The sequence below is a fragment of the Paenarthrobacter sp. AR 02 genome, assembly GCF_021538675.1.
In the GTDB taxonomy this organism is placed as follows: Bacteria; Actinomycetota; Actinomycetes; order Actinomycetales; family Micrococcaceae; genus Arthrobacter.
The window spans coordinates 425149-445936 of sequence record NZ_JAJUKH010000002.1 but is presented as its reverse complement, the minus strand read 5'-3'; the positions used below and the strand labels follow the sequence as shown (position 1 = coordinate 445936).

The 20788-nt window shown below is 63.1% G+C and carries 21 protein-coding genes; 12 read left to right on the top strand and 9 right to left on the bottom strand.

Annotation, left to right across the window (positions count from 1 at the left end; genetic code table 11):
* The first annotated feature begins 51 nt into the window (after positions 1-51).
* Together LRQ04_RS08235 and LRQ04_RS08230 are read left to right on the top strand one after the other, a co-directional pair.
* Entirely contained in the window at positions 52-813 is a 762-nt protein-coding gene (locus tag LRQ04_RS08235; protein WP_235519323.1) for a hypothetical protein, read from the top strand.
* Between the two features lie 49 nt (positions 814-862).
* Complete coding sequence (locus tag LRQ04_RS08230; RefSeq protein WP_235519318.1) at positions 863-1507, top strand: GNAT family N-acetyltransferase; 645 nt, start codon at positions 863-865, stop codon at positions 1505-1507.
* A 166-nt stretch (positions 1508-1673) separates the two neighbouring features.
* On the opposite strand, the gene LRQ04_RS08225 is transcribed toward LRQ04_RS08230, so the two are convergent.
* On the bottom strand, positions 1674-3068 hold the full coding sequence (locus LRQ04_RS08225; protein WP_235519317.1) for a PhoH family protein: 1395 nt from the start codon (positions 3066-3068) through the stop codon (positions 1674-1676).
* A 237-nt stretch (positions 3069-3305) separates the two neighbouring features.
* A complete protein-coding gene (locus tag LRQ04_RS08220) occupies positions 3306-4112 on the bottom strand; it encodes an isoprenyl transferase (protein WP_235519316.1) in 807 nt (268 codons plus the stop codon).
* 107 nt (positions 4113-4219) lie between these two features.
* Between LRQ04_RS08220 and LRQ04_RS08215 the strand changes: the two genes are divergently transcribed.
* Complete coding sequence (locus tag LRQ04_RS08215) at positions 4220-4861, top strand: hemolysin III family protein (protein ID WP_235519315.1); 642 nt, start codon at positions 4220-4222, stop codon at positions 4859-4861.
* A 57-nt stretch (positions 4862-4918) separates the two neighbouring features.
* Here the strand turns inward: LRQ04_RS08215 and LRQ04_RS08210 are convergent, their stop codons facing one another.
* Positions 4919-5191: a hypothetical protein gene (locus tag LRQ04_RS08210; RefSeq protein WP_235519314.1), complete on the bottom strand. Its 273-nt coding sequence runs from the start codon at positions 5189-5191 to the stop codon at positions 4919-4921.
* Positions 5192-5251: 60 nt separating this feature from the next.
* Positions 5252-6157, bottom strand: a complete 906-nt coding sequence (gene mca, locus LRQ04_RS08205) for a mycothiol conjugate amidase Mca (RefSeq protein WP_235519313.1) — start codon at positions 6155-6157, stop codon at positions 5252-5254.
* Positions 6158-6243: 86 nt separating this feature from the next.
* On the opposite strand from mca, the gene LRQ04_RS08200 reads away from it, so the two are divergent.
* Together LRQ04_RS08200 and greA are read left to right on the top strand one after the other, a co-directional pair.
* On the top strand, positions 6244-6702 hold the full coding sequence (locus LRQ04_RS08200) for a DUF4307 domain-containing protein (protein WP_235519312.1): 459 nt from the start codon (positions 6244-6246) through the stop codon (positions 6700-6702).
* A gap of 152 nt (positions 6703-6854) precedes the next feature.
* Complete coding sequence (gene greA, locus LRQ04_RS08195; RefSeq protein ID WP_235519311.1) at positions 6855-7349, top strand: transcription elongation factor GreA; 495 nt, start codon at positions 6855-6857, stop codon at positions 7347-7349.
* Positions 7350-7429: 80 nt separating this feature from the next.
* Here greA and LRQ04_RS08190 read toward each other — a convergent pair whose 3' ends face one another.
* From LRQ04_RS08190 to LRQ04_RS08175, 4 genes are all read right to left on the bottom strand, one after another.
* Positions 7430-8038: a rhomboid family intramembrane serine protease gene (locus LRQ04_RS08190; protein WP_235519309.1), complete on the bottom strand. Its 609-nt coding sequence runs from the start codon at positions 8036-8038 to the stop codon at positions 7430-7432.
* Between the two features lie 24 nt (positions 8039-8062).
* Positions 8063-9301, bottom strand: a complete 1239-nt coding sequence (gene ilvA, locus LRQ04_RS08185; protein WP_235519308.1) for a threonine ammonia-lyase — start codon at positions 9299-9301, stop codon at positions 8063-8065.
* A gap of 3 nt (positions 9302-9304) precedes the next feature.
* On the bottom strand, positions 9305-10585 hold the full coding sequence (locus LRQ04_RS08180; RefSeq protein WP_235519307.1) for an AI-2E family transporter: 1281 nt from the start codon (positions 10583-10585) through the stop codon (positions 9305-9307).
* Between the two features lie 62 nt (positions 10586-10647).
* A complete protein-coding gene (locus tag LRQ04_RS08175; RefSeq protein ID WP_235519306.1) occupies positions 10648-11598 on the bottom strand; it encodes an aldose 1-epimerase family protein in 951 nt (316 codons plus the stop codon).
* Positions 11599-11697: 99 nt separating this feature from the next.
* Between LRQ04_RS08175 and galT the strand changes: the two genes are divergently transcribed.
* The 3 genes from galT to LRQ04_RS08160 are packed head-to-tail and all read left to right on the top strand — an operon-like array spanning position 11698 to position 15297.
* On the top strand, positions 11698-12846 hold the full coding sequence (gene galT / locus LRQ04_RS08170) for a galactose-1-phosphate uridylyltransferase (protein ID WP_235519301.1): 1149 nt from the start codon (positions 11698-11700) through the stop codon (positions 12844-12846).
* Positions 12843-14003, top strand: a complete 1161-nt coding sequence (gene galK, locus LRQ04_RS08165; RefSeq protein WP_235519300.1) for a galactokinase — start codon at positions 12843-12845, stop codon at positions 14001-14003. Before galT ends, galK begins: the two co-directional genes overlap by 4 nt.
* 55 nt (positions 14004-14058) lie before the next feature.
* Positions 14059-15297 (top strand): acetyl-CoA C-acetyltransferase, encoded by a 1239-nt coding sequence (locus LRQ04_RS08160; protein ID WP_235519298.1) that lies wholly within the window; start codon positions 14059-14061, stop codon positions 15295-15297.
* A 66-nt stretch (positions 15298-15363) separates the two neighbouring features.
* Here the strand turns inward: LRQ04_RS08160 and LRQ04_RS08155 are convergent, their stop codons facing one another.
* A complete protein-coding gene (locus LRQ04_RS08155; protein ID WP_235519297.1) occupies positions 15364-16269 on the bottom strand; it encodes a Bax inhibitor-1/YccA family protein in 906 nt (301 codons plus the stop codon).
* 354 nt (positions 16270-16623) lie between these two features.
* Here LRQ04_RS08155 and LRQ04_RS08150 point away from each other — a divergent pair, with 354 nt between their 5' ends.
* The 4 genes from LRQ04_RS08150 to LRQ04_RS08135 are packed head-to-tail and all read left to right on the top strand — an operon-like array spanning position 16624 to position 20746.
* On the top strand, positions 16624-18021 hold the full coding sequence (locus tag LRQ04_RS08150) for a branched-chain amino acid ABC transporter permease (protein ID WP_235519292.1): 1398 nt from the start codon (positions 16624-16626) through the stop codon (positions 18019-18021).
* A 9-nt stretch (positions 18022-18030) separates the two neighbouring features.
* Positions 18031-18999: a branched-chain amino acid ABC transporter permease gene (locus tag LRQ04_RS08145; RefSeq protein WP_235519291.1), complete on the top strand. Its 969-nt coding sequence runs from the start codon at positions 18031-18033 to the stop codon at positions 18997-18999.
* Positions 18996-19979 carry an ABC transporter ATP-binding protein gene (locus LRQ04_RS08140; protein ID WP_235519290.1) on the top strand — a complete coding sequence of 328 codons (984 nt, stop codon included), beginning with the start codon at positions 18996-18998 and terminating at the stop codon, positions 19977-19979. Before LRQ04_RS08145 ends, LRQ04_RS08140 begins: the two co-directional genes overlap by 4 nt.
* Positions 19976-20746 (top strand): ABC transporter ATP-binding protein, encoded by a 771-nt coding sequence (locus LRQ04_RS08135; protein ID WP_235519282.1) that lies wholly within the window; start codon positions 19976-19978, stop codon positions 20744-20746. Before LRQ04_RS08140 ends, LRQ04_RS08135 begins: the two co-directional genes overlap by 4 nt.
* Positions 20747-20788 lie beyond the last annotated feature (42 nt).

The window sequence follows — 20788 nt, the reverse complement described above, 5'->3', positions numbered from 1 at the left end:
TATCCCGCTTTGGCTTCCCGGACCGCGTGGACGGCTGGGTAAACTGTGGATATGGGGCGCTTCAGTGCAGGCGGACAGGCTTCTGACTTGTCCTCCACATTCCGGAATCTTTGCCGTTCTTCGCCGTGGAAGTGGACCACCCTCCGTTTCGAATATCTTGAGCGGCCAGGGTCCGGGGCCACCATGGTCCGGGCATGGCTTCGCCGTCCGGGTGCCCTCCGTCTTGAAACTCCAGACGGCCAGTTGCTGCACAGCACCACAGGCATCAACGATTCCCGGGATGACTTCTACGTCAGCGCTACGCGCCGTTCGTGGCTGCTCCCGCCGCACCTTGTCACGCCGGTCTATGACGACGCTGGTCTGGTCCGGCGGCGCCCCGAGGCAGCCTACGGCGAGCCTGCGTTTGGCAATGGCCGGCTCGCCGCTGCGCTCGACCCCGTGGAACTTGCCGGTAACGCTCCGGTCCCGATCGAATTTCCCGATACCAACAGGGTGTTCCTGGACGAGCCGCGGGAGGTGGACCATGAGGGCCGGCCGGCACTGGAAACGATAGTAACGCCCAGCCGGACCTACGTCCCCTCGGACCCCAAGGAGCCGCTGGTCCACCCTGGCCGGACACTGCTGAGGATCGACGTCGGCACGGGAGTTTGTGTTGCCAGCCAGAGCCTCGACGGGGAGACATCCGGCAAGGGCCACTGGCTCCGGATCCTGGGAGTCGATGAGTACATGCTGGACGATCTCTTCCTTGCGGAATCCATGAACCTCACCGACGTGAGGCGCCACATTCCCTGGGACATCGGCCCCGCCGCCTGATCCGAGCGCTTGACTCGCCCACGCATTGCCGACGGGCTAAGCTACGGCGATGACATCGCTGGCAAACATCTGGCCCCCGTTCGGACTCATCCTCACCACCCCGAGGCTCACCCTGCGCGCCGTTATGGACGCGGATATCCCCTCCGCTGTGGCTGCCGCCCGCTCCGGTATCCACGAGGCCGGCAAGAGCCCGTTCAGCACCCCGTGGGCCGCACTGCCGGAGGAAGAACTGGCACCCAATATGGCCCAGTGGTATTGGCGGTGCCGTGCCAACTTCACGCCGGATTCGTGGACCCTGCTGCTCGCCGTCTGGCACGAGGAAGAGTTCCTCGGCGTCCAGGACCTTGGTGCCAAAGACTTCGCCACCCTGAGGACAGTCAGCACAGGCTCATGGCTCAAGCAGTCCGCGCAGGGCCGCGGCTTCGGCAAGGAGATGCGTTCCGCCGTCGTCGGTTATGCCTTTGACTACCTGAACGCGGAGATCGCCGAGTCCGAGGCCGCCGTCTGGAACAAGCAGTCCTTGGGGGTCTCGACAAGCCTGGGCTACGAACCCAACGGCACCTTCCGCCATGCATGGGGCGAGAAGGTCGAAGAGGTCCAAAAAGTCAGGCTCACCCCCACCACGTTCAAACGCCCGGACTGGACCCTGCAAGTCCAAGGCCACGAAGGTCTGAAGACGTACCTGGGCCTCTGACGGGAGGCACCAGCCGCGCCGCGGTCCTTCGCAGAGGAGCGCATCGCGGGCCATCGGACGTCGCAGGTCGCCCAGCGACCGCAGACCGTCCCTATGGCCCGTGTCTAAGCGACGGCGAAGGGCCGTGGCCCGGCGAACCGGACCACGGCCCAGACCAAGGAAACGCTTAGATTTCAGCCCCTTCGAGCAACTCCGTCACCAACGCAGCAATCGGCGAGCGTTCGGAGCGCGTCAGCGTGATGTGGCCGAACAACGGATGACCCTTGAGCGTCTCGACGACGGCCGCAACGCCGTCGTGCCTGCCGACGCGGAGGTTGTCGCGCTGGGCCACATCATGGGTAAGGACGATCTTGGAGTTTTGGCCGATCCGGCTCATCACGGTGAGCAGGACGTTCTTCTCCAAGGACTGGGCTTCGTCGACGATCACGAAGGCGTCGTGCAGTGAGCGTCCGCGGATGTGGGTGAGGGGAAGGACCTCGAGCATGCCCCGGTCCATGACTTCTTCCACCACTTCCTGGCTGACCAGGGCACCCAGGGTGTCGAACACAGCCTGCGCCCAGGGGTTCATCTTTTCGGACTCGGAGCCCGGGAGGTAGCCCAGCTCCTGGCCACCCACCGCGTACAGGGGCCGGAACACTACAACCTTCCGGTGCTCGCGGCGTTCCAGGACGGCTTCCAGGCCCGCACAGAGCGCCAAGGCCGACTTACCCGTGCCTGCCCGGCCACCGATCGATACGATGCCCACCGACGGGTCCATGAGCATGTCGATGGCAAGCCGTTGTTCGGCTGAGCGACCGTGGAGTCCAAAGACGTCGCGGTCGCCCTTGACCAGGCGGACCTGCTTGTCGGCCCCTACGCGGCCAAGGGCGGAGCCCCGGTTGGAGAGCAGGACCAACCCGGTGTTGACCGGGAGTTCGGCCGCGGCAGGGATGAAGACGGGCTCGTGTCCGTAGAGCGTGGTGATTTCGTCGTCGTTGGCTTCCACCTCGGCCATGCCAGTCCAGCCGGAATCTTTGACCAGCTCGTTGCGGTACTCGTCGGCATTCAGGCCCATGGCAGACGCTTTGACGCGCATGGGCAGATCCTTGGAGACGACCGTAACGTTGTGGCCTTCGTTGGCCAGGTTCTTCGCCACCGCCAAAATACGGCTGTCGTTGTCTCCCCCGCGGAACCCTGCCGGCAGGACGTCCGGGGAGATGTGGTTCATTTCCACCCGGAGGATTCCACCGTCGGACCCGATCGGAATGGGGTGGTCCAAACCGCCGTGTTCGATCCGGAGGTCGTCCAGGAGCCTGAGCGCTTTCCGGGCGAAGTAGCCCAGTTCGGGGTCGTGGCGTTTGCCTTCGAGTTCGCTGATGACAACAATCGGGACGATGACTTCGTGTTCAGCGAAGCGCAACAACGCGTGTGGGTCCGAAAGCAGGACTGACGTGTCGATCACGTAGCTGCGGCCTGTGGCGGACGTGACGGTCCGCGCTTTTTGTGGGACGCGCTTGGCGCGAGAGGTAGCTGCACTTTCCCCGTCGGAAACCATTGCGGGCAGTTGCTCAGAAATAGCCACATCGACTCCAGCCCCGGGCGGTCGCCCGGCCTAATGGTGAAGCGGCTCGGCCGGAAGGCCGGGCGTGGCCTCCCATGTAACTGGTGCGATGTTCCGCTCCATGTACTGGCCTCCCCGATCAGCGGGCGGTTTTGCCTGCTGATGGGATTAACGTAATCCCGGACACATTCATTTCCGCAATCCGTCGTCGGCAAGTCGCATGTCCGTCTCGTTAATTTTCGGTGAACCCGACGGCGGCTAGGTTCCGTAGCGGCGCTGGCGCCCGGCATAATCCCTGAGCGCCCGCAGGAAATCGACCTTGCGGAAAGCAGGCCACAGGGCTTCGCAGAAATAGAACTCGCTGTACGCGCTCTGCCACATGAGGAAGCCGGAGAGCCGCTGCTCGCCGGACGTGCGGATCACCAGGTCCGGATCGGGCTGGCCGCGGGTGTACAGGAAGCGTGAAATGTCGTCCACCGAAAGTTCATCTGCGACCTCCGTCATGGAGCGTCCCTTGGCAGCAGCATCGTGCAGCAGTTCCCGCACGGCGTCGACAATTTCGCGTCGACCACCGTAACCCACTGCTACGTTGACGTGGATCTTTTCATGGACAGGCGTCCGGGACGTCAGTTTGTTGAGCCGTTCGGCGAGGTAGTCCGGGAGCAGCTCAGGAGCACCCATGGCGTGGACCGAGACGTCTTCGTCCTCGTCGAGGCGGTCCATGGTGTTGGCAATAATGCCCATGAGCAGGTCCAGTTCTTCACCGGAGCGGTTCATGTTGTCCGTGGAGAGCATGTAGAGCGTCACGACCTTGACGCCGAGCTCCTGGCACCAGCCCAGGAATTCGTGGATCTTGTCCGCCCCGGCCTGATGCCCTTGGCTCGTTGGAGCGTTGAACTGGCGGGCCCACCTGCGGTTACCGTCCACCATGACACCAATATGCCGCGGGATCTGGTCCTGCTTGAGTGAGCGCAGCAACTTGCGCTCGTAGAAGCCATAGAGGAAACCGGGCAGCTCCACCGGACTCTCACCTGACTTCCTTGCTTGTACGACGACGACGCACATCCAAGGCTACCCGCCCCAGCCGCCGAGCCGGTGCAGTCTCGGGTCAAAATCCCTCCGACGCCGGTTACCCTGCGGTAACTTACCGGAACGTAAGTTATTCTTGAACCATGGCTGAGCTCCTCGAAACCAAGCCCCACTGGCGTGGATGGATCCACGCCGTCGCCGCTCCTTTCGCGTTGGCCGCCGGGATCATTTTGGTGGCAGTCGCACCCACGCCCGACCGCAAAATCACCTCGGCCATCTATGCGCTGACAGGGTTCCTGCTCTTTGGCGTCAGCGCCGTTTACCACCGCGGAAACTGGTCACCCCGGGTCAAGATGGTCCTCAAACGTTTGGACCACACCAACATCATGCTGGTGATCGCAGGCAGCTACACCCCACTGGCCTGGTCGCTCCTTGAACGCTCCGAGGCCATCACCTTGCTGTGGCTCGTGTGGTCCGGGGCAATAGTCGGGGTACTTTTCCGGATCCTCTGGACGGGAGCTCCACGGTGGCTTTACGTCCCCGTCTACATCGCCTTGGGCTGCGGCGCACTGTTCTACCTGCCGCAGTTTTTTGCGGCGAATGCCGCCGCGGCGGTCCTCATCTGCGTCGGTGGTGCGCTGTATATCGCCGGAGCGGTGTTCTACGGCATCAAAAGGCCAAACTTCAGCGCCACCCATTTCGGGTTCCACGAACTCTTCCACGCTTTCACCGTGCTGGCCTTCGCGGCACACTTCATCGCCATCATGATGGCAGTACTGAGCTAGCTGGCTGCCTAGCCGCCCGAATCGACCACCTGGAGCCCTGCGTCAGTGACTACTGCGTCAGCGGGCACCCGGCCCGGCGTCGCCGTTCTCGTCCGCCTGGTCGCCGGCCTCAGCAGCCATGCGGGCTTCCTCCACCTGCGCCCGGTAGCGGACACGGCGGATACGCCGCACCATGTCCACAATCAGGAAGGTCGTGAGGATCACGATGAAGGCCGTCAGGACGAAGCCCCAAGTACCCGGCGTCACCTGATCCTCGGACAGGCCAGGCCGCAGCGTGCCCGTAGGATCGGGCGACGGGGTAACGGTCAGGGCGAGTAGCAAGTGGTGCACGTTCAAACCTTCTATGGGAGCAGATGCAATTTCTACGAGCGATAGAAACTAGCGGCGTTCCTATCTTATCCCCGCGAAGAGGTCCTTCTCCGGCAGTTCGGACGGGACCCGCGACGTGACCAAGGTGTAGTCCTCCCACGGCCATACCTTTCGCTGCAGCTCCGGTGACACAGCGAAGAAGAACCCCAGCGGGTCGATTTGGGTTCGGTGAGCGCGCAGGGCGTCGTCCCGGGCCTCGAAGAAGTCCCCGCAATCCACCTGGGTGGTTGTCTGGTGGGCCGGTACCGGCGGGGTGTGTCCCTCGGCGTCGGCTTCCAGCCAAGCAGCGAGCCGCTCGGCATACGGGGACTGCAGGCCGGCCTCTTCCAGGGCGAAGTGCAATGCCCGGAAGCGTTCGGGGCTGAAGGCACGGTCGTAGTAGAGCTTGCTCGGCGCCCACGGCTCCCCCAGCCCCGGGTACCGGTCAGCATCGCCCGCGGCTTCAAAGGCTTCCACAGCCACCTTGTGGGCCATGATGTGGTCCGGGTGCGGGTACCCTCCATTTTCGTCATAGCTGAGGATGACGTGGGGCTTGAAATTCCGGACCAGGCGGACCAGCGGCGCTGTGGCCCGCTCCAAGGGCTGCAGGGCGAAGCACCCTGCAGGCAGCGCAGGCAGCGGGTCACCTTCAGGCAAGCCTGAGTCCACGAAGCCCAGCCACCGTTGCTTGATACCGAGGACTGCCGCTGCGTTCGCCATTTCCAGGCGCCGCGCACCGGCCATGTCGCGCTTGGGGTGCGGAGCATCCTCCATGGCGGGATTCTGGATATCGCCCCGCGAGCCGTCCGTGCATGTGGCAACCATGACGTCCACTCCGGCCGCGGCATACATTGCCATGGTCGCCGCGCCCTTGCTGGACTCATCATCCGGGTGGGCGTGGACGGCGAGCAGCCTCAGCTGCTGGTCGGAACTGCTGGACGCTGTCACGTGACGGCTCCTCTTTCGTATAACGGGTTTGTGTTACGGACTTGTGGGCGGTGAGCAGGCGCCGGGATCGGCACTAAACTGGATGGGTGACTTCAGAGGACCTATCAGCCACCCACGTACCGGCAAGCACCAGCCTAGCCAATCGCTACGGCGGCCAAAAGCACGCCATGACCCGCAAAACCAAGCGGATCATCGTCCTCGTGGCACTGATCGTCGGTATTGCGTTCGCGGCGTGGGTTGCAACGTCCTCGGCCACAGCCCCCGTCACCTTCAAAGATATCGGGTACAGCACGGTGGATGGCACCCAGGCAGAGGTGGACTACCAGGTCACCAAGAGTCCGGGCGCCACGGCAAAGTGCGCCATCAAGGCCATGGATTCCAAGTTCGCCGTAGTGGGCTGGAAAGTGGTGGAAATCGGTCCCAACCAGACCGAGCAGAGCGCCGATGGCGGCCGGACCACCGTACAGCGGACCATCCTGCGGACCGAGTCCCCTGCGGTGTCCGGCGTCGTGGATAATTGCTGGATCGTGGACAGCGGAAAATAACAATCGTGTGACCCACGACTCAACCGGTTTGGGTTCGTCCAGAGGATTTACTACAATGGATGAAACCTTCACCCCGTTAAGTTGGTTACTGAGTTCCACGAGTGGCCACCTAGGCGGGGTCTTTTGCATTGTCAGATCAAGAGGAGAAATCCGTGTCTACCACCAACAGCGCCACTGCAGCTTGGCTTACCCAGGAAGCATTCGATCGCTTGACGGCTGAGCTGGACCACCTTTCCGGCGCTGGCCGGGCGGATATCGTCCAGAAGATCGAAGCTGCCCGCCAGGAGGGCGACCTCAAGGAGAACGGCGGCTACCACGCAGCCAAGGAGGAGCAGGGCAAGATTGAGGCCCGCATCCGTCAGCTCACTGTACTTCTGCGCGATGCCCAGGTGGGCGAAGCACCTGCCGACGACGGCATCGTTGAACCCGGCATGCTGGTTGTTGCCCGCATTGCCGGCGACGAAGAGAAATTCCTGCTCGGCTCCCGCGAAATCGCCGGGGATTCGGATATTGATGTTTTCAGCGAAAAGTCCCCCTTGGGCGCTGCCATCATCGGCCACAAAGAGGGCGAGAAACTGAGCTACGTTGCCCCCAACGGCAAGGAAATCCCGGTGGAGATCGTTTCCGCGAAGCCCTACGCCGGCTAAGCTGCAACGCCTTTAACCAACGACGCCGGTCCGCCCCTTCCCGGGGCGGGCCGGCGTTTCCTTTGCCACCTTGCCGGCGGTCAGAAAGTTGCTGCGGGCTGCGCTTTAGGGCGTAACAGGACGGCCGCAATCACGCCGCCGACAGCTCCGCCGAGGTGTGCCTGCCAGGAGATGTACCCCATGACCGTGGGAAGCACCCCCAAAAGGATGCTGCCGTAGGCCATGAAGAGCACCACGGAGAGCAGGATCTGCCACCAGTTGCGGTTGAAGAAGCCCCGCACCAGGAGGAATGCGAAGAGTCCGAAGACCAGCCCGGAGGCGCCCACCGTAACCCCTCCCCCGCCGATAAGCCACACAGCCAATCCTGAACCCAGCCAACTGAACGCCAGGGCGGTGATGAACACACGGAATCCGGACATGAACGCCAGGAATCCGAAGATGATCAGCGGCAGGGTGTTGGAGAGCAGGTGATTGAAGTTGGCGTGCAGGAGCGGGAACGTCAGGATGTCCAGGACGCCATCCAGGGTCCGGGAACGCAGGCCAAAGGTGCGGTTGAGGCTGTGAAGCATCAGCGTGTTAATAACCTCGATGACGTAGAGCAGGATCACGAAGCCGCCCATGAACAACAGGCCGCCCTTCGCCCGCCCGGCCAACGAATCCTTCGCCTCTACCGGCGTCCCTTCGGGCATTCCGAGCACCAATGGCCCCCTCTGTCAGTGCACCACGATCGGCTGGAAGCCCTCGGCACGCAGCGCACCGAGAACCTGTTCTCCGTGTTCGTGGCCCTTGGTTTCCAGGTTGATGGTGATGGAGACATCGCCCATGCTGATGGATCCACCCAGGCGGGTGTGGTCGAGTCCGGTGACGTTGGCATCGTTTTCGGCGATGATCCGCGCGATGGTCGCCAGCGAACCGGGACGGTCATCCAGCATCATGCGCACCGTCATGAACCGGCCGGCGGCCGACAGGCCTCGCTGGATGACTTTGAGCATCAGCATCGGATCGATGTTGCCGCCGGAAAGCACGACGGCGGTGTTCCCCGGGTTTTCGATCTTGCCATCCATCAGTGCGGCTACTCCGACGGCACCGGCAGGTTCAACCACCATCTTTGCCCGTTCGAGCAGGAAGATCAGGGCGCGGGCCAACGAGTCTTCGCTGACGGTGACGACGTCGTCGACGAGTTCCCGGATGATGCTGAACGGAAGCTGGCCCGGGCGTCCCACGGCGATACCGTCCGCCATCGTAGTGACCTTCTTGAGCGGCACCAGTGCATCTGCTGCAAGGGAGGGAGGGTATGCGGATGCGTTTTCCGCCTGCACGCCGATGACCCGGATTTCCCGGCAAAGTACCTTGGCCCGGGCCTTGATGGCCAACGCCACGCCAGCCAGGAGCCCACCACCGCCAACACCCATGAGGATGGTGTCCACATTGGGGATCTGGTCCAGGATTTCGAGCCCAATGGTGCCTTGCCCGGCGACGACGTCCACGTTGTCGAAGGGGTGCACGAACACCGCGCCGGTTTCGTTGGCATAGCGTTGGGCTTCGGCCAATGCCTCATCCACGTTGTGCCCATGCAGGACTACCTCAGCGCCATGGCTGCGGGTTGCTGCGAGCTTTGGCAGTGCGACACCCAGCGGCATGTAGATCCTGGCGTTGATGCCCAGGCTCTTTGCTGCCACGGCCACGCCTTGGGCGTGGTTTCCAGCGGACGCCGCTACGACTCCGCGCTTCTTCTCGTCGTCCGTCAGGCGGGCCATCCGGACGTACGCGCCACGGACCTTGAAGGAGCCGGCACGCTGGAGGTTCTCGCACTTGAAAAAGACGTTGCCGCCTACAAGGCTGCCCAGCGCGCGGGACGACTCCACTGGAGTCTTGGTAATAATGCCCTCGAGCAACTCCTGCGCCTTGAGGACATCGTCCAGCGTGACGGGCAGGGTTTCGAGGGTATTCACTGACTATTCTCCTTTGTTGATGTTGGCCGCAGGGTCCTCCGCAGAGGTGCTCCCTGAAACCTTGGTCTTGCCACCGACGCCGTTACCGGCCCGGGATGGGGGCTTTTGGACGCTGACGTCCTTGAAGTTGGCGTCCGCGTCCGGGACCGTCGCAGCAGTGCCCTGCTGGAGCTCCACGCCGCCCAGTACTTCATCATGTTCCCACGTCCGGCCCGCAATGTAGCGAACTGCCGTGTTTACTACGGCGAGCAACGGCACCGCGAACAGCGCGCCCGGAATTCCTGCCAGGTAGGAGCCTGCGGCCACCGAGAGGATCACGGCCACCGGGTGGAGGGCTACGGCCTTGCCCATCACCAGCGGCTGGAGGATATGGCTTTCGAGCTGCTGGACAAGCAGGACGATGGCCAGCATGATCAGCGCGTTGATGGGTCCGTTGGCTACCAGTGCCAGCAGCACGGCGATGGCACCAGTGACCAGGGCGCCCACCACGGGGATAAAGGATCCAATGAACACCAGGACGGCGAGGGGCAGGGCAAGCGGAACCTGGATGATGGCGGCACCCACACCAATGCCCACTGCGTCCACGAACGCGACGAACATCTGGATGCGGACGTAACTGACCATCGAGGTCCAGCCGCGGCGGCCTGCGCCGTCCGTGGCCCGGCGTGCCGTCTTGGGCAACAGACGGACCAGGAATCCCCAGATCCGGCTGCCTTCAAGCAGGAAAAAGATGAGGATAAACAGTGCCAGGACCAGGCCTGCCGCAAAGTGCCCGGCGGTGCTGCCAAAGGACAGGGCACCGCTCAGGATGCTGCTGCTGTTGTTCTGCAGGGCATTGGCACCATCGGCAATGTATTGGTCGATCTGGTCGGCCGTGAGATGGAGCGGCCCATCTGCCAGCCACGTCTGGATCTGCTGGATTCCGATCAGGGCCTCTTGCCAAAGCTCGCCGAAGCCGGATATCAGTTGCCTGCCCACAAGGGCCAAGGCACCCACGATCACGCCGATGAAACCCAGGACCGTGACAGCTACGGCAGCACCGTTGGGCATGCTCCGTTGACGCAGCCAAGCGACCACCGGATAAAGCAAGCCCGCCAGGAGGGCTGCCACCATCACGGGGATGATGAGGAAACTGACCTTGCCCAGCAGCCACACGAGCGCGCCGATCATGAGCAGGATCAAACCTGCCCGCCACGACCACGCGGCGGCAATGCGCACCCCGTAGGGAATGTCTTCGGCGATTTGGCGGTCAGAACGTGATCTGGCGTCCGGTGTTGGCGTCATGAACCTATACTTCCGCAGCCCGCGCCGTATGGGAAACCGACCCGCGCCGTGGCAGGGCCGGGCTAAAGGGACGCCGTGATGCCCCAGTTCATGGTGAATGCTTCGCCTGGGGCCAGCCAGCGCAGGCCGTCGCCGCTGTTGAACGCGTTGGCCGGTCCAGTCATGGGCTCCAGGGCCACCGCCCTGGTACGGCCGGGGAAGGTGTCGGTGACGAAGACGTGCACGTACTGGCAGCTTTCGTCCTGCTCCAGGCTCACACTTCGGCCGTCGGCTGCCGTCAGCGTGTGGCGGGCCACACCGCCGTCGAACGCCAAGTCCGTCAAGGCGACGTCCACCAGGAGTCCGCCCACTGTGCTCCCGGCGGAAAAGTCGTATTCTCCGTCCGCCGCAGCGGCGCTTCTGGGGATGAGCCAGTCATCGGCCACAAGGCGGGTTCCTGCGTGGACGGTCAGCGACAGGTCCTCCGGCGCGACGTCGCCGATGCGCAGGTACGGGTGGGCGCCCAAGACGAACGGGGCCGCTGATGGGGAGTCGTTGAGCAAGGTCTGCGATACGCGGAGGTCCAAGGCTTCGTCCAGCTCGTAACGAACCTGGTGCCGCGCCAGGAACGGGTACCCGTGCTGCGGGAAAACGGTGGCTTTCAGGGTCACGGAAAACTCGGACTCATCCACCAGCGTGTATCCGGTATTCCGGAGGAGGCCGTGGCTGGCATTGTTGCGGGAGGCTTCGGTGATGTCTAGCTGTTGTTTCTTTCCGTCGAGGTACCAGACACCGTCTTCGATGCGGTTCGCCCAGGGAGCCAGGGTGATGCCTGTTGCGCCGGGCGGAATCTGGTCATCGCCGTAGCTTTCGGTCAGCGGGATACCCTTGCGCGAGTACAGGCGAAGGCCGGCCGCGAGCTCCGTGATGACGGCGAGCGCGTCGTCCCTGCGGATCTCGAATTGGCGGCCCGTGGCGAATCGACGGGAGGCTGGCTGGTCGGTTTGGTCAACGGGCGCAGATGAGGCAGGCATGGCATTACCGTACTGCATCCCAGAAGGTCCGGACCGATCGGCAATGTTTGCTTTTGTTAGAAACTATGCGTTTTTGGTTGCTTGTGGAATGATGGATTCATGAGTCGCATTACCAGCACCCGCCTCGCGGACAGCCGAGAGCTGATCTATTTCGATGACCCCGGAACCCCGGAACGAGCTCCCGAATCTCTGGTTGACCACCGCGGGCTTCCTGCCCGAGGCGAGCCCGGGGAAGTCAGGTATGACGCGTTGTCCGGTGACTGGGTAGCCGTAGCGGCCCATCGGCAAACCCGGACGCATCTGCCCCCTGCAGATCAGTGCCCTATTTGCCCGACCACGCCTGCGAACGCCTCCGAGATCGCAGCCCCAGATTATGACGTGGTGGTCTTCGAAAACCGTTTCCCGTCGCTCGGCCCTGCAGTGGGTGACATCCCTCCCCTGCCGGCACCGGGCCTCAGCGGCCACGGCACCAAGGGGGTGGCATACGGGCGCTGTGAAGTGGTGGCTTTCACCCCGCAGCACACCGGCTCGTTCGCCCAACTGGGTGAAAAGCGCGCCCGCACCGTGATCGAGGCCTGGGCCCAGCGCACGGAAGCCCTGAGCGCCTTGCCCGGCATCAAACAGGTCTTCCCGTTCGAAAACCGTGGTGCGGACATCGGCGTCACCCTGCACCACCCCCACGGCCAGATCTACGCCTACCCCTACGTGACGCCCCGCGCCGCCCAGCTGGGCGCCGTCGCCCGCAAGTACTACGACGACGTCGACGCGAAGGAAACGCTGGCGGCCTCGCTCCTCAAAGCCGAACGTGAAGATGGAAGCCGGATGGTCCTGGAGGCCAAGCACTTCAGCGCCTACGTCCCTTTCGCTGCGCGCTGGCCCCTGGAGATCCACTTGGTGCCGCACCGCAGCGTCCCTGATTTGGCTGCACTGACCGGGGAAGAACGGGACGAACTGTCGCACGTCTACCTTGACCTGTTGAAGCGGTTGGACTCGCTCTACCCAACACCCATGCCGTACATCTCCGCATGGCACCAGGCCCCGTTGGATCCGGCCCTGCGCCCGGCGGGCCAACTCCACCTGCAGTTGACCTCGCCCCGCCGCGCGGCCGATAAGCTCAAGTACCTGGCCGGTTCAGAAGCGGCCATGGGAGCGTTCATCAATGACATTACGCCGGAGGCCGTCGCTGAGCGGCTTCGCAACGTTGCCGCACCGGCCTCCGCCAAAACCCTGGAAGGCACCCCAGCATGAGCACAGCCACCGACACCAGCGTCCTCGCCGCCCGCTTCCAGGAAGTGTTTGGAGCCGCTCCCGACGGCGTGTGGCAGGCTCCCGGCCGGGTCAACCTCATCGGCGAGCACACCGACTACAACGAAGGGTTTGTCCTGCCCTTCGCGATCGACAAGACAGCAAAAGTGGCCCTGCGTGTCCGCGACGATTCCACGGTGCGGATGCTCTCCACGTTCGGTGGCCACGGCCTCGTGGAGGCGGAGCTCAACGGCTTGGAGCCGGGTTCAGGCCAAGGCTGGTCGCGGTATCCGCTGGGGGTGGCCTGGGCTTTGAAGGACCGGGACGTGAACGTCCCCGGATTCGACCTGCTCCTCGACTCCGATGTTCCCCTGGGCGCCGGCCTTTCTTCCTCCCACGCCATTGAGTGCGCCGTCATTTCCGCCCTCAACGAGCTCACGGGAGCAGGCTTAGCCGCCGAGGAACTGGTCTTGGCTACCCAGCGTGCAGAGAACGTCTTTGTTGGCGCGCCCACGGGAATCATGGACCAGTCGGCTTCCTTGCGGGGAGCCAAGGGTCAGGCCGTCTTCCTGGACTGCCGCGACCAGCACGTGGAGCTGGTCCCCTTCGATGCCGAGGCTTCAGGTTTGGTCCTGCTGGTCATCGATACGAAAGTGTCGCATTCCCATGCCGACGGCGGTTATGCCTCCAGGCGGGCGTCGTGCGAGTTGGGTGCCGAGATCCTCGGTGTCAAAGCACTGCGCGACGTCGGTGTGGAGCGTTTGGAGGAGGCGTCCGGTTTGCTGGACGAAACCACCCTTCGACGGGTCCGCCACGTGGTCACTGAAAACGACAGGGTCCTCCAAACCGTGGAAATCCTTGGCACCCAGGGTCCTGCCTCCATCGGCGCGCTCTTGGATGCCAGCCATGTCTCCATGCGGGATGACTTCGAGATCTCCTGCCCGGAGCTGGACCTCGCCGTGGACACGTCCCGGTCCGCCGGCGCCATTGGTGCCCGCATGACCGGTGGCGGTTTCGGCGGCTCGGCCATTGCCCTGACTCCGGTGGGCCAGGAGCAGCAGGTGCGTGACGCCGTCGTGCGTTCCTTCGCAGAGGCGGGCTTCACCGCACCGGACATTTTCACCGTAACCCCGGCAGCCGGCGCCCGGCGCCTGGCCTGAGGCCTGCGCCGATTCGCCCGGTTTTCCTTCCGGATGCCGGGCGTAAGCTTGGGCCATGACTGAGGCTGTCATCGTTTCCACCGCAAGGAGTCCCATAGGCCGGGCCTTCAAGGGCTCGCTCAAGGACGAACGTCCGGACGACCTCGCAACCGCCATGGTCCAGGCTGCCCTGGCCAAGCTGCCCGAGTTCGATCCCGGAGCCGATGATGGCAAGGGACTCAATGACATCCTGCTCGGATGCGCAGAGCCCAGCGGCGAGGCCGGCTCCAACATGGCGCGCGTGGTTGCGGTCCTGGCCGGGCTGGACCGCGTACCGGCGGCCACCATCAACCGCTTCTGCGCCTCGAGCCTCCAAACGCTGCGAATGGCCTTCCACGCCATCAAATCCGGTGAAGCCCACGCGATCGTCTCGGCCGGGGTGGAGAGCGTATCCCGTTACCAGAACTGGGCCGGAGCGGGTGAAACCGATACCGCCAACCACAATCCCCTTTTCGAGTCTGCCGCACAGCGCACAGCTGCCCGTGCGGCCTCAAACATCCCGTGGACCGACCCCAGGCTGGGCGGGCGGTTGCCGGACATCTACATCTCCATGGGGCAGACCGCCGAGAACGTCGCCACAAGCTATGGCATCAGCAGGGCCGAGCAGGACCAGTGGGGCGTCCTGAGCCAGAACCGCGCCGAAGCCGCCATTGCCTCGGGGTTCCATTCGCGCGAGATCACACCGTACACACGCAAGGATGGGGTTGTGGTGGACCGCGATGATTCGCCCCGGGCCGGGGTGACCCTTGAAGCGGTGTCGGCGCTTCAGCCCGTCTTCCGCGCGTCCGGGACAGTGACTGCGGGGAACGCCTGCCCCCTTAACGACGGCGCCGCCGCCGTGGTGGTCATGAGCGACACCCGGGCCCGAGAACTTGGACTTCAGCCCCTTGCGCGCGTCGTTTCGACCGGAGTGAGCGCCCTCTCCCCCGAGCTCATGGGCATGGGACCGGTGGAATCCTCCCGTCGGGCACTGGCGTTGGCCGGCCTGACAATGGACGACATTGATCTGGTGGAGCTCAACGAAGCCTTCGCGGTTCAGGTTCTCGCCAGCGCCCGTGAACTGGGGATCGACCCGGCCAAGCTTAACGTCCACGGTGGTGCCATCGCGTTGGGGCACCCCTTTGGGATGACCGGCGCCCGCATGACCAGCACGCTGCTGAATGGCTTGAAGGAGCGTGACGGGGCATTGGGGCTTGCGACCCTGTGCGTAGGCGGCGGGCAGGGCATGGCGGTGGTGTTCGAGCGCCTGAGCTAGCAGTGAATACAAAAATGCCCCCAAACATTGTTCGGGGGCATTTTGGCGTTTACTTGTCCGGCGGTTTTAGTCGTCGCCGCGAAGGATTGCCAGCAGGCGGATAATCTCGACGTATAGCCACACCAGGGTGACCGTCAGGCCGAACGCGGCAATCCAGGAATAACGTTCCGGGGCACCGGCGCGGACGCCTTGCTCGATGCTGGTGAAGTCCATGATGAGCGAGAACGCTGCCAGGCCAATGGCCAGGATGCCGATGAAGACGCCCAACGGGATGCCAAAGATGGGGGCGGAGCGGAGGCCGAACGGCTCCTGTACGGCACCGGTCCACATCATGACCAGGTTAATGAGCGCGAAGACCGCGTAACCGATGGTGGCGATCATGAAGAAGCGGACCATCTTGGGAGTCGCACGGACCTTGCCACTCTTGAACAGGACCAGCGTGACACCGAAAACTGCAAGGGTGCCGATGACTGCCTGCAAGCCGACGCCCGGGAACATGCCATCAAGGATGCGGGTGAGGCCGCCGAGGAACAGGCCCTCGAGGCCGGCGTAAGCCAGGATCAGCGCGGGCGAGGGCTGCTTCTTGAACGTGTTGACGAGGGCCAGGACGAAACCGCCCAGCGCGCCAACGATCATGAGCAGGCTGGAGAGCGCCGGGGCAACGAAGAGCGTTACACCTGCACCGATGACCAAAACCACGAGGCAGGCGACAGTCTTCATGATGACGTCGTCATACGTCATGCGCCCGGTGTCGGCGGGGCCGGCCGAGGGCTGGTTGTACATCTGCTGCAGCTGCTCGTTGGTCATGTTCTGCTGCTGAGCCGACCATGCGGCTTGGCCATCCATGACCTGCGAGGGTGCTCGACCGGCTTGGTTAAACTGCTGGCCGTAGGGATTTTGCGGTACAGGCGGGGCCTGCTTTGCTCCACGGAAATTCTTTCCGTTGAAGACTGGGTTTCCGCCAAGTGCCATTACGGGTGTCCTCCTGAAAAAGGGCTAAGTGATAGTTCACGGTACCAATTACCACGCCCGGGCGGCAGCGAAAGTTCCCTTGTTCACGAGGCCGAAACACAACCGTGACACGGAATTGGAACAGTGAACGACGTAGGCGTTCGCCCGAACGTTTAGTAGCACCGTCAAACAACAAAGGTTTACTTAAGAAGTACTACATTGCTTGTTGCCTCCAGCTTCACAGTTGTTACCTGATCGCGATCTTTGCACTGCCGAACTGGGCATTCATTACTCCCCGCGAGCGGTAACATAGGCCACACATGGGTGACTTAGATCACATCGAGGCAGCTAGGCAAAGAGTTGTTCACAAGCCCCATGACCGTTCGCACCGGCCGCAATGGCGCAGCCGGGATCACCCCCACTGTGGAGGTTTCCATTTTGAGAAGCACACTGCGCGACCCGTCCATCAGACGGTCCAAGGGACTGCAGAGAGTAGTGGGGGCGTTTTTCGCTTCCCTCATTGCTGTTCTGTTGATCGCCGCCCCCGCGGCGGAGGCAACCACCCCCTCGCCTTCGCCATCAGCAACAAATTTCCAAAACAACATCAGCGGATTCCTCCGCGATGATGCCCGGGCACCCATACCCGGCGTCAAAATCAAGGCCTCCGGCAATGGCTTCCAGGGCGAAGCCACTTCAGGAGCCAACGGTGCCTGGAGCATCGGCGTCCCGGTCCAGGGCACTTACAGGGTAGAGCTGGACACTTCCACCCTGCCGGACGGCATCAAGCTCGCTGAAGGCCAGGACAATCCCCGCGATGTCACCTTCAGCCAGACCTCCAACCTGTCGGTGATCTTCGCCTTCGGCAAAGGCATTGTGATCCAGCAACAGGACTTCGGCCAGAACCTGCTCAACCGCCTCGTCGCAGGCCTGAGCTTCGGCTTGCTCCTGGCCCTTGCCGCTGTTGGCCTTTCCCTGATCTTCGGAACCACCGGCCTCACCAACTTCGCCCACGGCGAGATGGTCACACTGGGCGCGGTCCTGGTGTTCATGTTCAACGGCATGGGTCTGCCCTTCTGGTTGGCCATCCTGCTGGCACTGGTCGGCGGCGGAGTCTTCGGCTACGTCCAGGACGCTGGACTGTGGCGCCCGCTGCGTAAACGTGGCTCAGGCCTTGTCCCCATGATGATCGTCAGCATCGGCCTTGCCTTGGCAATCCGGTACGTTATCCAGTTCTTCTTCGGCGGCGCCACACAGCAGCTGCCCGGAGCCCAAAGCGCCGAGATCCAGATCGGCCCCGTGTCCATCACGCCGAACAACCTTTGGTCGCTGATCATCAGTGCCGTGGTCATCGCACTGGTGGGCATCGTCCTGCTGAAAACGCGCCTCGGCAAGGCAACACGCGCCGTGGCGGACAACCCCGCACTGGCAGCGGCATCCGGCATCGACGTCGACTCCGTGATCAGGCTTGTGTGGATCGTTGGCGGTGTGCTTGCTTCCCTTGGCGGCATCCTGTGGGCGTACTACCGGCCCGGCGTCACCTTCGACATGGGCTCGCAAATCCTGCTGCTCATCTTCGCCGGTGTGACCCTGGGCGGCCTGGGAACCGTCTTCGGCGCACTGATCGGCTCGATCGTCGTCGGCGTCTTCGTGGAACTGACAACCGTGTTCGGCCTCCCCGCCGACCTCAAATACGTCGGTGCCCTGTTCATCATGATTGTTGTCCTTCTGTTCCGACCGCAGGGTATCCTCGGCCGGCGTGAGCGTGTGGGTTAGGAGCGGGCCATGGATTTCGGATTTATTCTCTCCAGCGCCCTTGGCGAACTATTCAGTCCGACGACGGCGGCCTACGCACTTGCCGCTTTGGGCCTTGCGGTCCACTTCGGCTACTCAGGCCTGCTGAACTTCGGCCAGGCAGGTTTCATGGCCGTGGGTGCTTACGGCTTTGCCATCTCCACCCTGACGTTCAAGGCTCCGTTCTTCATCGGCCTGCTGATCGCCATCCTGTGTTCGGTGATCTTCGCCTTCATCCTCGGCATTCCGACGCTGAGGCTACGGGCCGACTATCTGGCCATTGTGACTATCGCGTCCGCGGAAATCGTCCGGTACGTCGTCACTACCAACCAGCTGACCAGCGTCACTGGTTCGGCAAACGGCCTGGCCGCCTTCGAGGGCGATTTCTACGCCATGAATCCATTCCCCGAAGGCTCCTACATGGGCATGAACAACAGGGACTTCTTCATCCGCGTGGTGGGTTGGGCCTTGGTCATCGTTTGCTGCCTGCTGGTCTGGCTCCTCATGCGCAGCCCCTGGGGCCGCGTACTGAAGGGCATCCGGGAAGACGAGAACGCCGTTCGATCGCTCGGTAAGAACGTCTACTCCTACAAGATGCAGGCGCTGGTCATTGGCGGTGTGCTCGGCGCACTTGCCGGCATGATCTTCACGCTGCCCCGCGGCGCTGTCCAACCATCCAACTACGGCACCGAGCTGACGTTCTTCCTGTGGACCTGCCTCCTGCTCGGTGGCATGGCCACTGTCCTGGGGCCGGTCATTGGAGCCATGATCTTCTGGGTAGTGCTCTCGCTGACCCAGAGCCTTCTTTACGGCCTCATCGAATCGGGGGTCATCACGTGGCTGACCACTGTCCAGGCAGGCCAGCTGCGCTACATCCTGGTGGGTGTGGCACTGATGCTCCTGATGATCTTCCGCCCGCAAGGCGTCTTCGGCAATAAGAAGGAGCTTGCATTCGCATGAGTGAAATGAACGAACAAGACATCGACTACATGACCGATTCGCGGCCGATCGCCGTCGGGGAGAACCTGCCCGGCTGCAAGAAGCGTGATCCGATCGTGGTGGCAGAGGGCGTTACCCGTTCCTTTGGCGGCATCAACGCCGTGGACGTCGAGTACCTCGAAATTCCCCGCCACAAGATCACGGCCCTGATTGGGCCCAACGGTGCAGGCAAGACCACGCTGTTCAACCTGCTGACCGGTTTCGACACACCCAACTCGGGCAAGTGGCAGTTTGAAGGCAACAGTCTCGCCGGGGTGTCTTCCTACAAGGTGGCCCGCATGGGCATGGTCCGCACGTTCCAGCTGACCAAGGTCATGGGCAAGTTGACCGTCATGGAAAACATGCGCCTCGGCGCTGCCGACCAGCCTGGCGAACGGCTTTCCAAGGCCCTGTTCAAAGGCATGTGGGGTGGCCGGGAACGGGACATTACCGCACAGGCTGACGTCCTGCTGCAGAAGTTCAAGCTTGACGCCAAGAAGGACGACTACGCTGCGTCACTCTCCGGCGGCCAGCGCAAGCTCCTGGAAATGGCACGCTCATTGATGGTCCGGCCCAAGCTCGTCATGCTCGATGAACCCATGGCAGGCGTGAACCCGGCACTGACACAGTCGCTGTTGGACCACATCAAGAACCTCAAAGCCGAAGGCATGACTGTCCTCTTCGTTGAGCACGACATGAACATGGTCCGCCACATCGCTGACTGGGTGGTGGTCATGGCCGAAGGCAAGGTGGTGGCTGAGGGACCTCCGGGAGAAGTGATGAAGAACCCCGCCGTCATCGACGCCTACCTTGGCGCGCACCACGACGTCGATCTTGGCGACGCTGAAGGCATCAAGGAACTCGAAGCGGAACTCGTAGCCGACGACGAGTCGGTTGTCGGAACGGAAGATGCTGGCATCCTGTCCGACGTCGTAGAACCCAACAAGGAGGACCGGAAATGAGCAGTCCCGCCGCAATGCCGGCATCGGCAGCTGCCCCGGCGAGCGAATCCGTCGTCAAAGTCACCAACCTGGTGGCGGGCTACATCCCGGGCGTCAACATCCTTAATGGCTGCAGCATCGAGGCACGCAAGGGTGAACTGATCGGGATTATCGGACCCAATGGCGCTGGCAAGTCCACCCTGCTCAAGGCCATGTTCGGCCTGGTGAAGGTCCACTCCGGCTCTGTTGTGGTCCGCGGGCAGGACCTCACCGGGTTGAAGGCCAACAAGCTGGTGACCCAGGGCGTGGGCTTCGTTCCGCAGACCAACAACGTCTTCGCTACCTTGACCATTGAAGAGAACCTCCAGATGGGCATGTTCCAGCGGCCCAAGGTCTTCGCCGAGCGCTTCGACTTTGTCACCAGCCTGTTCCCGGAACTGGGCAAGCGGCGTGCACAACGCGCCGGGTCCCTCTCGGGTGGCGAACGCCAGATGGTGGCCATGGGCAGGGCCCTCATGATGGACCCGGCTGTGTTGCTGCTGGATGAGCCGTCGGCCGGCCTCTCCCCCGTCAAGCAGGACGAGACGTTCCTGCGCGTCCACGAGATCAACCGTGCCGGCGTCTCGGTGATCATGGTGGAACAGAATGCACGCCGCTGCCTCCAGATCTGCGATCGCGGATACGTCCTGGACCAAGGCAAGGACGCGTACACGGGTACGGGCCGTGAGCTCATGAAAGACCCCAAGGTGATCCAGCTGTACCTGGGCACCCTGGCGGACGAGGTCTAGTAGATCCACGACGCTCCAACACCACGTGGGCCCCAGCTCGGT

Excerpts from the sequence above, each read along its gene's own strand:
- LRQ04_RS08235 (WP_235519323.1), top strand. The coding sequence starts at position 52 with ATGGGGCGCTTCAGTGCAGGCGGACAGGCTTCTGACTTGTCCTCCACA.
- LRQ04_RS08230 (WP_235519318.1), top strand. The coding sequence starts at position 863 with ATGACATCGCTGGCAAACATCTGGCCCCCGTTCGGACTCATCCTCACC.
- LRQ04_RS08220 (WP_235519316.1), bottom strand. The coding sequence starts at position 4,112 with ATGTGCGTCGTCGTCGTACAAGCAAGGAAGTCAGGTGAGAGTCCGGTG.
- LRQ04_RS08215 (WP_235519315.1), top strand. The coding sequence starts at position 4,220 with ATGGCTGAGCTCCTCGAAACCAAGCCCCACTGGCGTGGATGGATCCAC.
- LRQ04_RS08190 (WP_235519309.1), bottom strand. The coding sequence starts at position 8,038 with ATGCCCGAAGGGACGCCGGTAGAGGCGAAGGATTCGTTGGCCGGGCGG.
- LRQ04_RS08180 (WP_235519307.1), bottom strand. The coding sequence starts at position 10,585 with ATGACGCCAACACCGGACGCCAGATCACGTTCTGACCGCCAAATCGCC.
- LRQ04_RS08175 (WP_235519306.1), bottom strand. The coding sequence starts at position 11,598 with ATGCCTGCCTCATCTGCGCCCGTTGACCAAACCGACCAGCCAGCCTCC.
- galT (WP_235519301.1), top strand. The coding sequence starts at position 11,698 with ATGAGTCGCATTACCAGCACCCGCCTCGCGGACAGCCGAGAGCTGATC.
- galK (WP_235519300.1), top strand. The coding sequence starts at position 12,843 with ATGAGCACAGCCACCGACACCAGCGTCCTCGCCGCCCGCTTCCAGGAA.
- LRQ04_RS08160 (WP_235519298.1), top strand. The coding sequence starts at position 14,059 with ATGACTGAGGCTGTCATCGTTTCCACCGCAAGGAGTCCCATAGGCCGG.
- LRQ04_RS08155 (WP_235519297.1), bottom strand. The coding sequence starts at position 16,269 with ATGGCACTTGGCGGAAACCCAGTCTTCAACGGAAAGAATTTCCGTGGA.
- LRQ04_RS08150 (WP_235519292.1), top strand. The coding sequence starts at position 16,624 with ATGACCGTTCGCACCGGCCGCAATGGCGCAGCCGGGATCACCCCCACT.
- LRQ04_RS08145 (WP_235519291.1), top strand. The coding sequence starts at position 18,031 with ATGGATTTCGGATTTATTCTCTCCAGCGCCCTTGGCGAACTATTCAGT.
- LRQ04_RS08140 (WP_235519290.1), top strand. The coding sequence starts at position 18,996 with ATGAGTGAAATGAACGAACAAGACATCGACTACATGACCGATTCGCGG.
- LRQ04_RS08135 (WP_235519282.1), top strand. The coding sequence starts at position 19,976 with ATGAGCAGTCCCGCCGCAATGCCGGCATCGGCAGCTGCCCCGGCGAGC.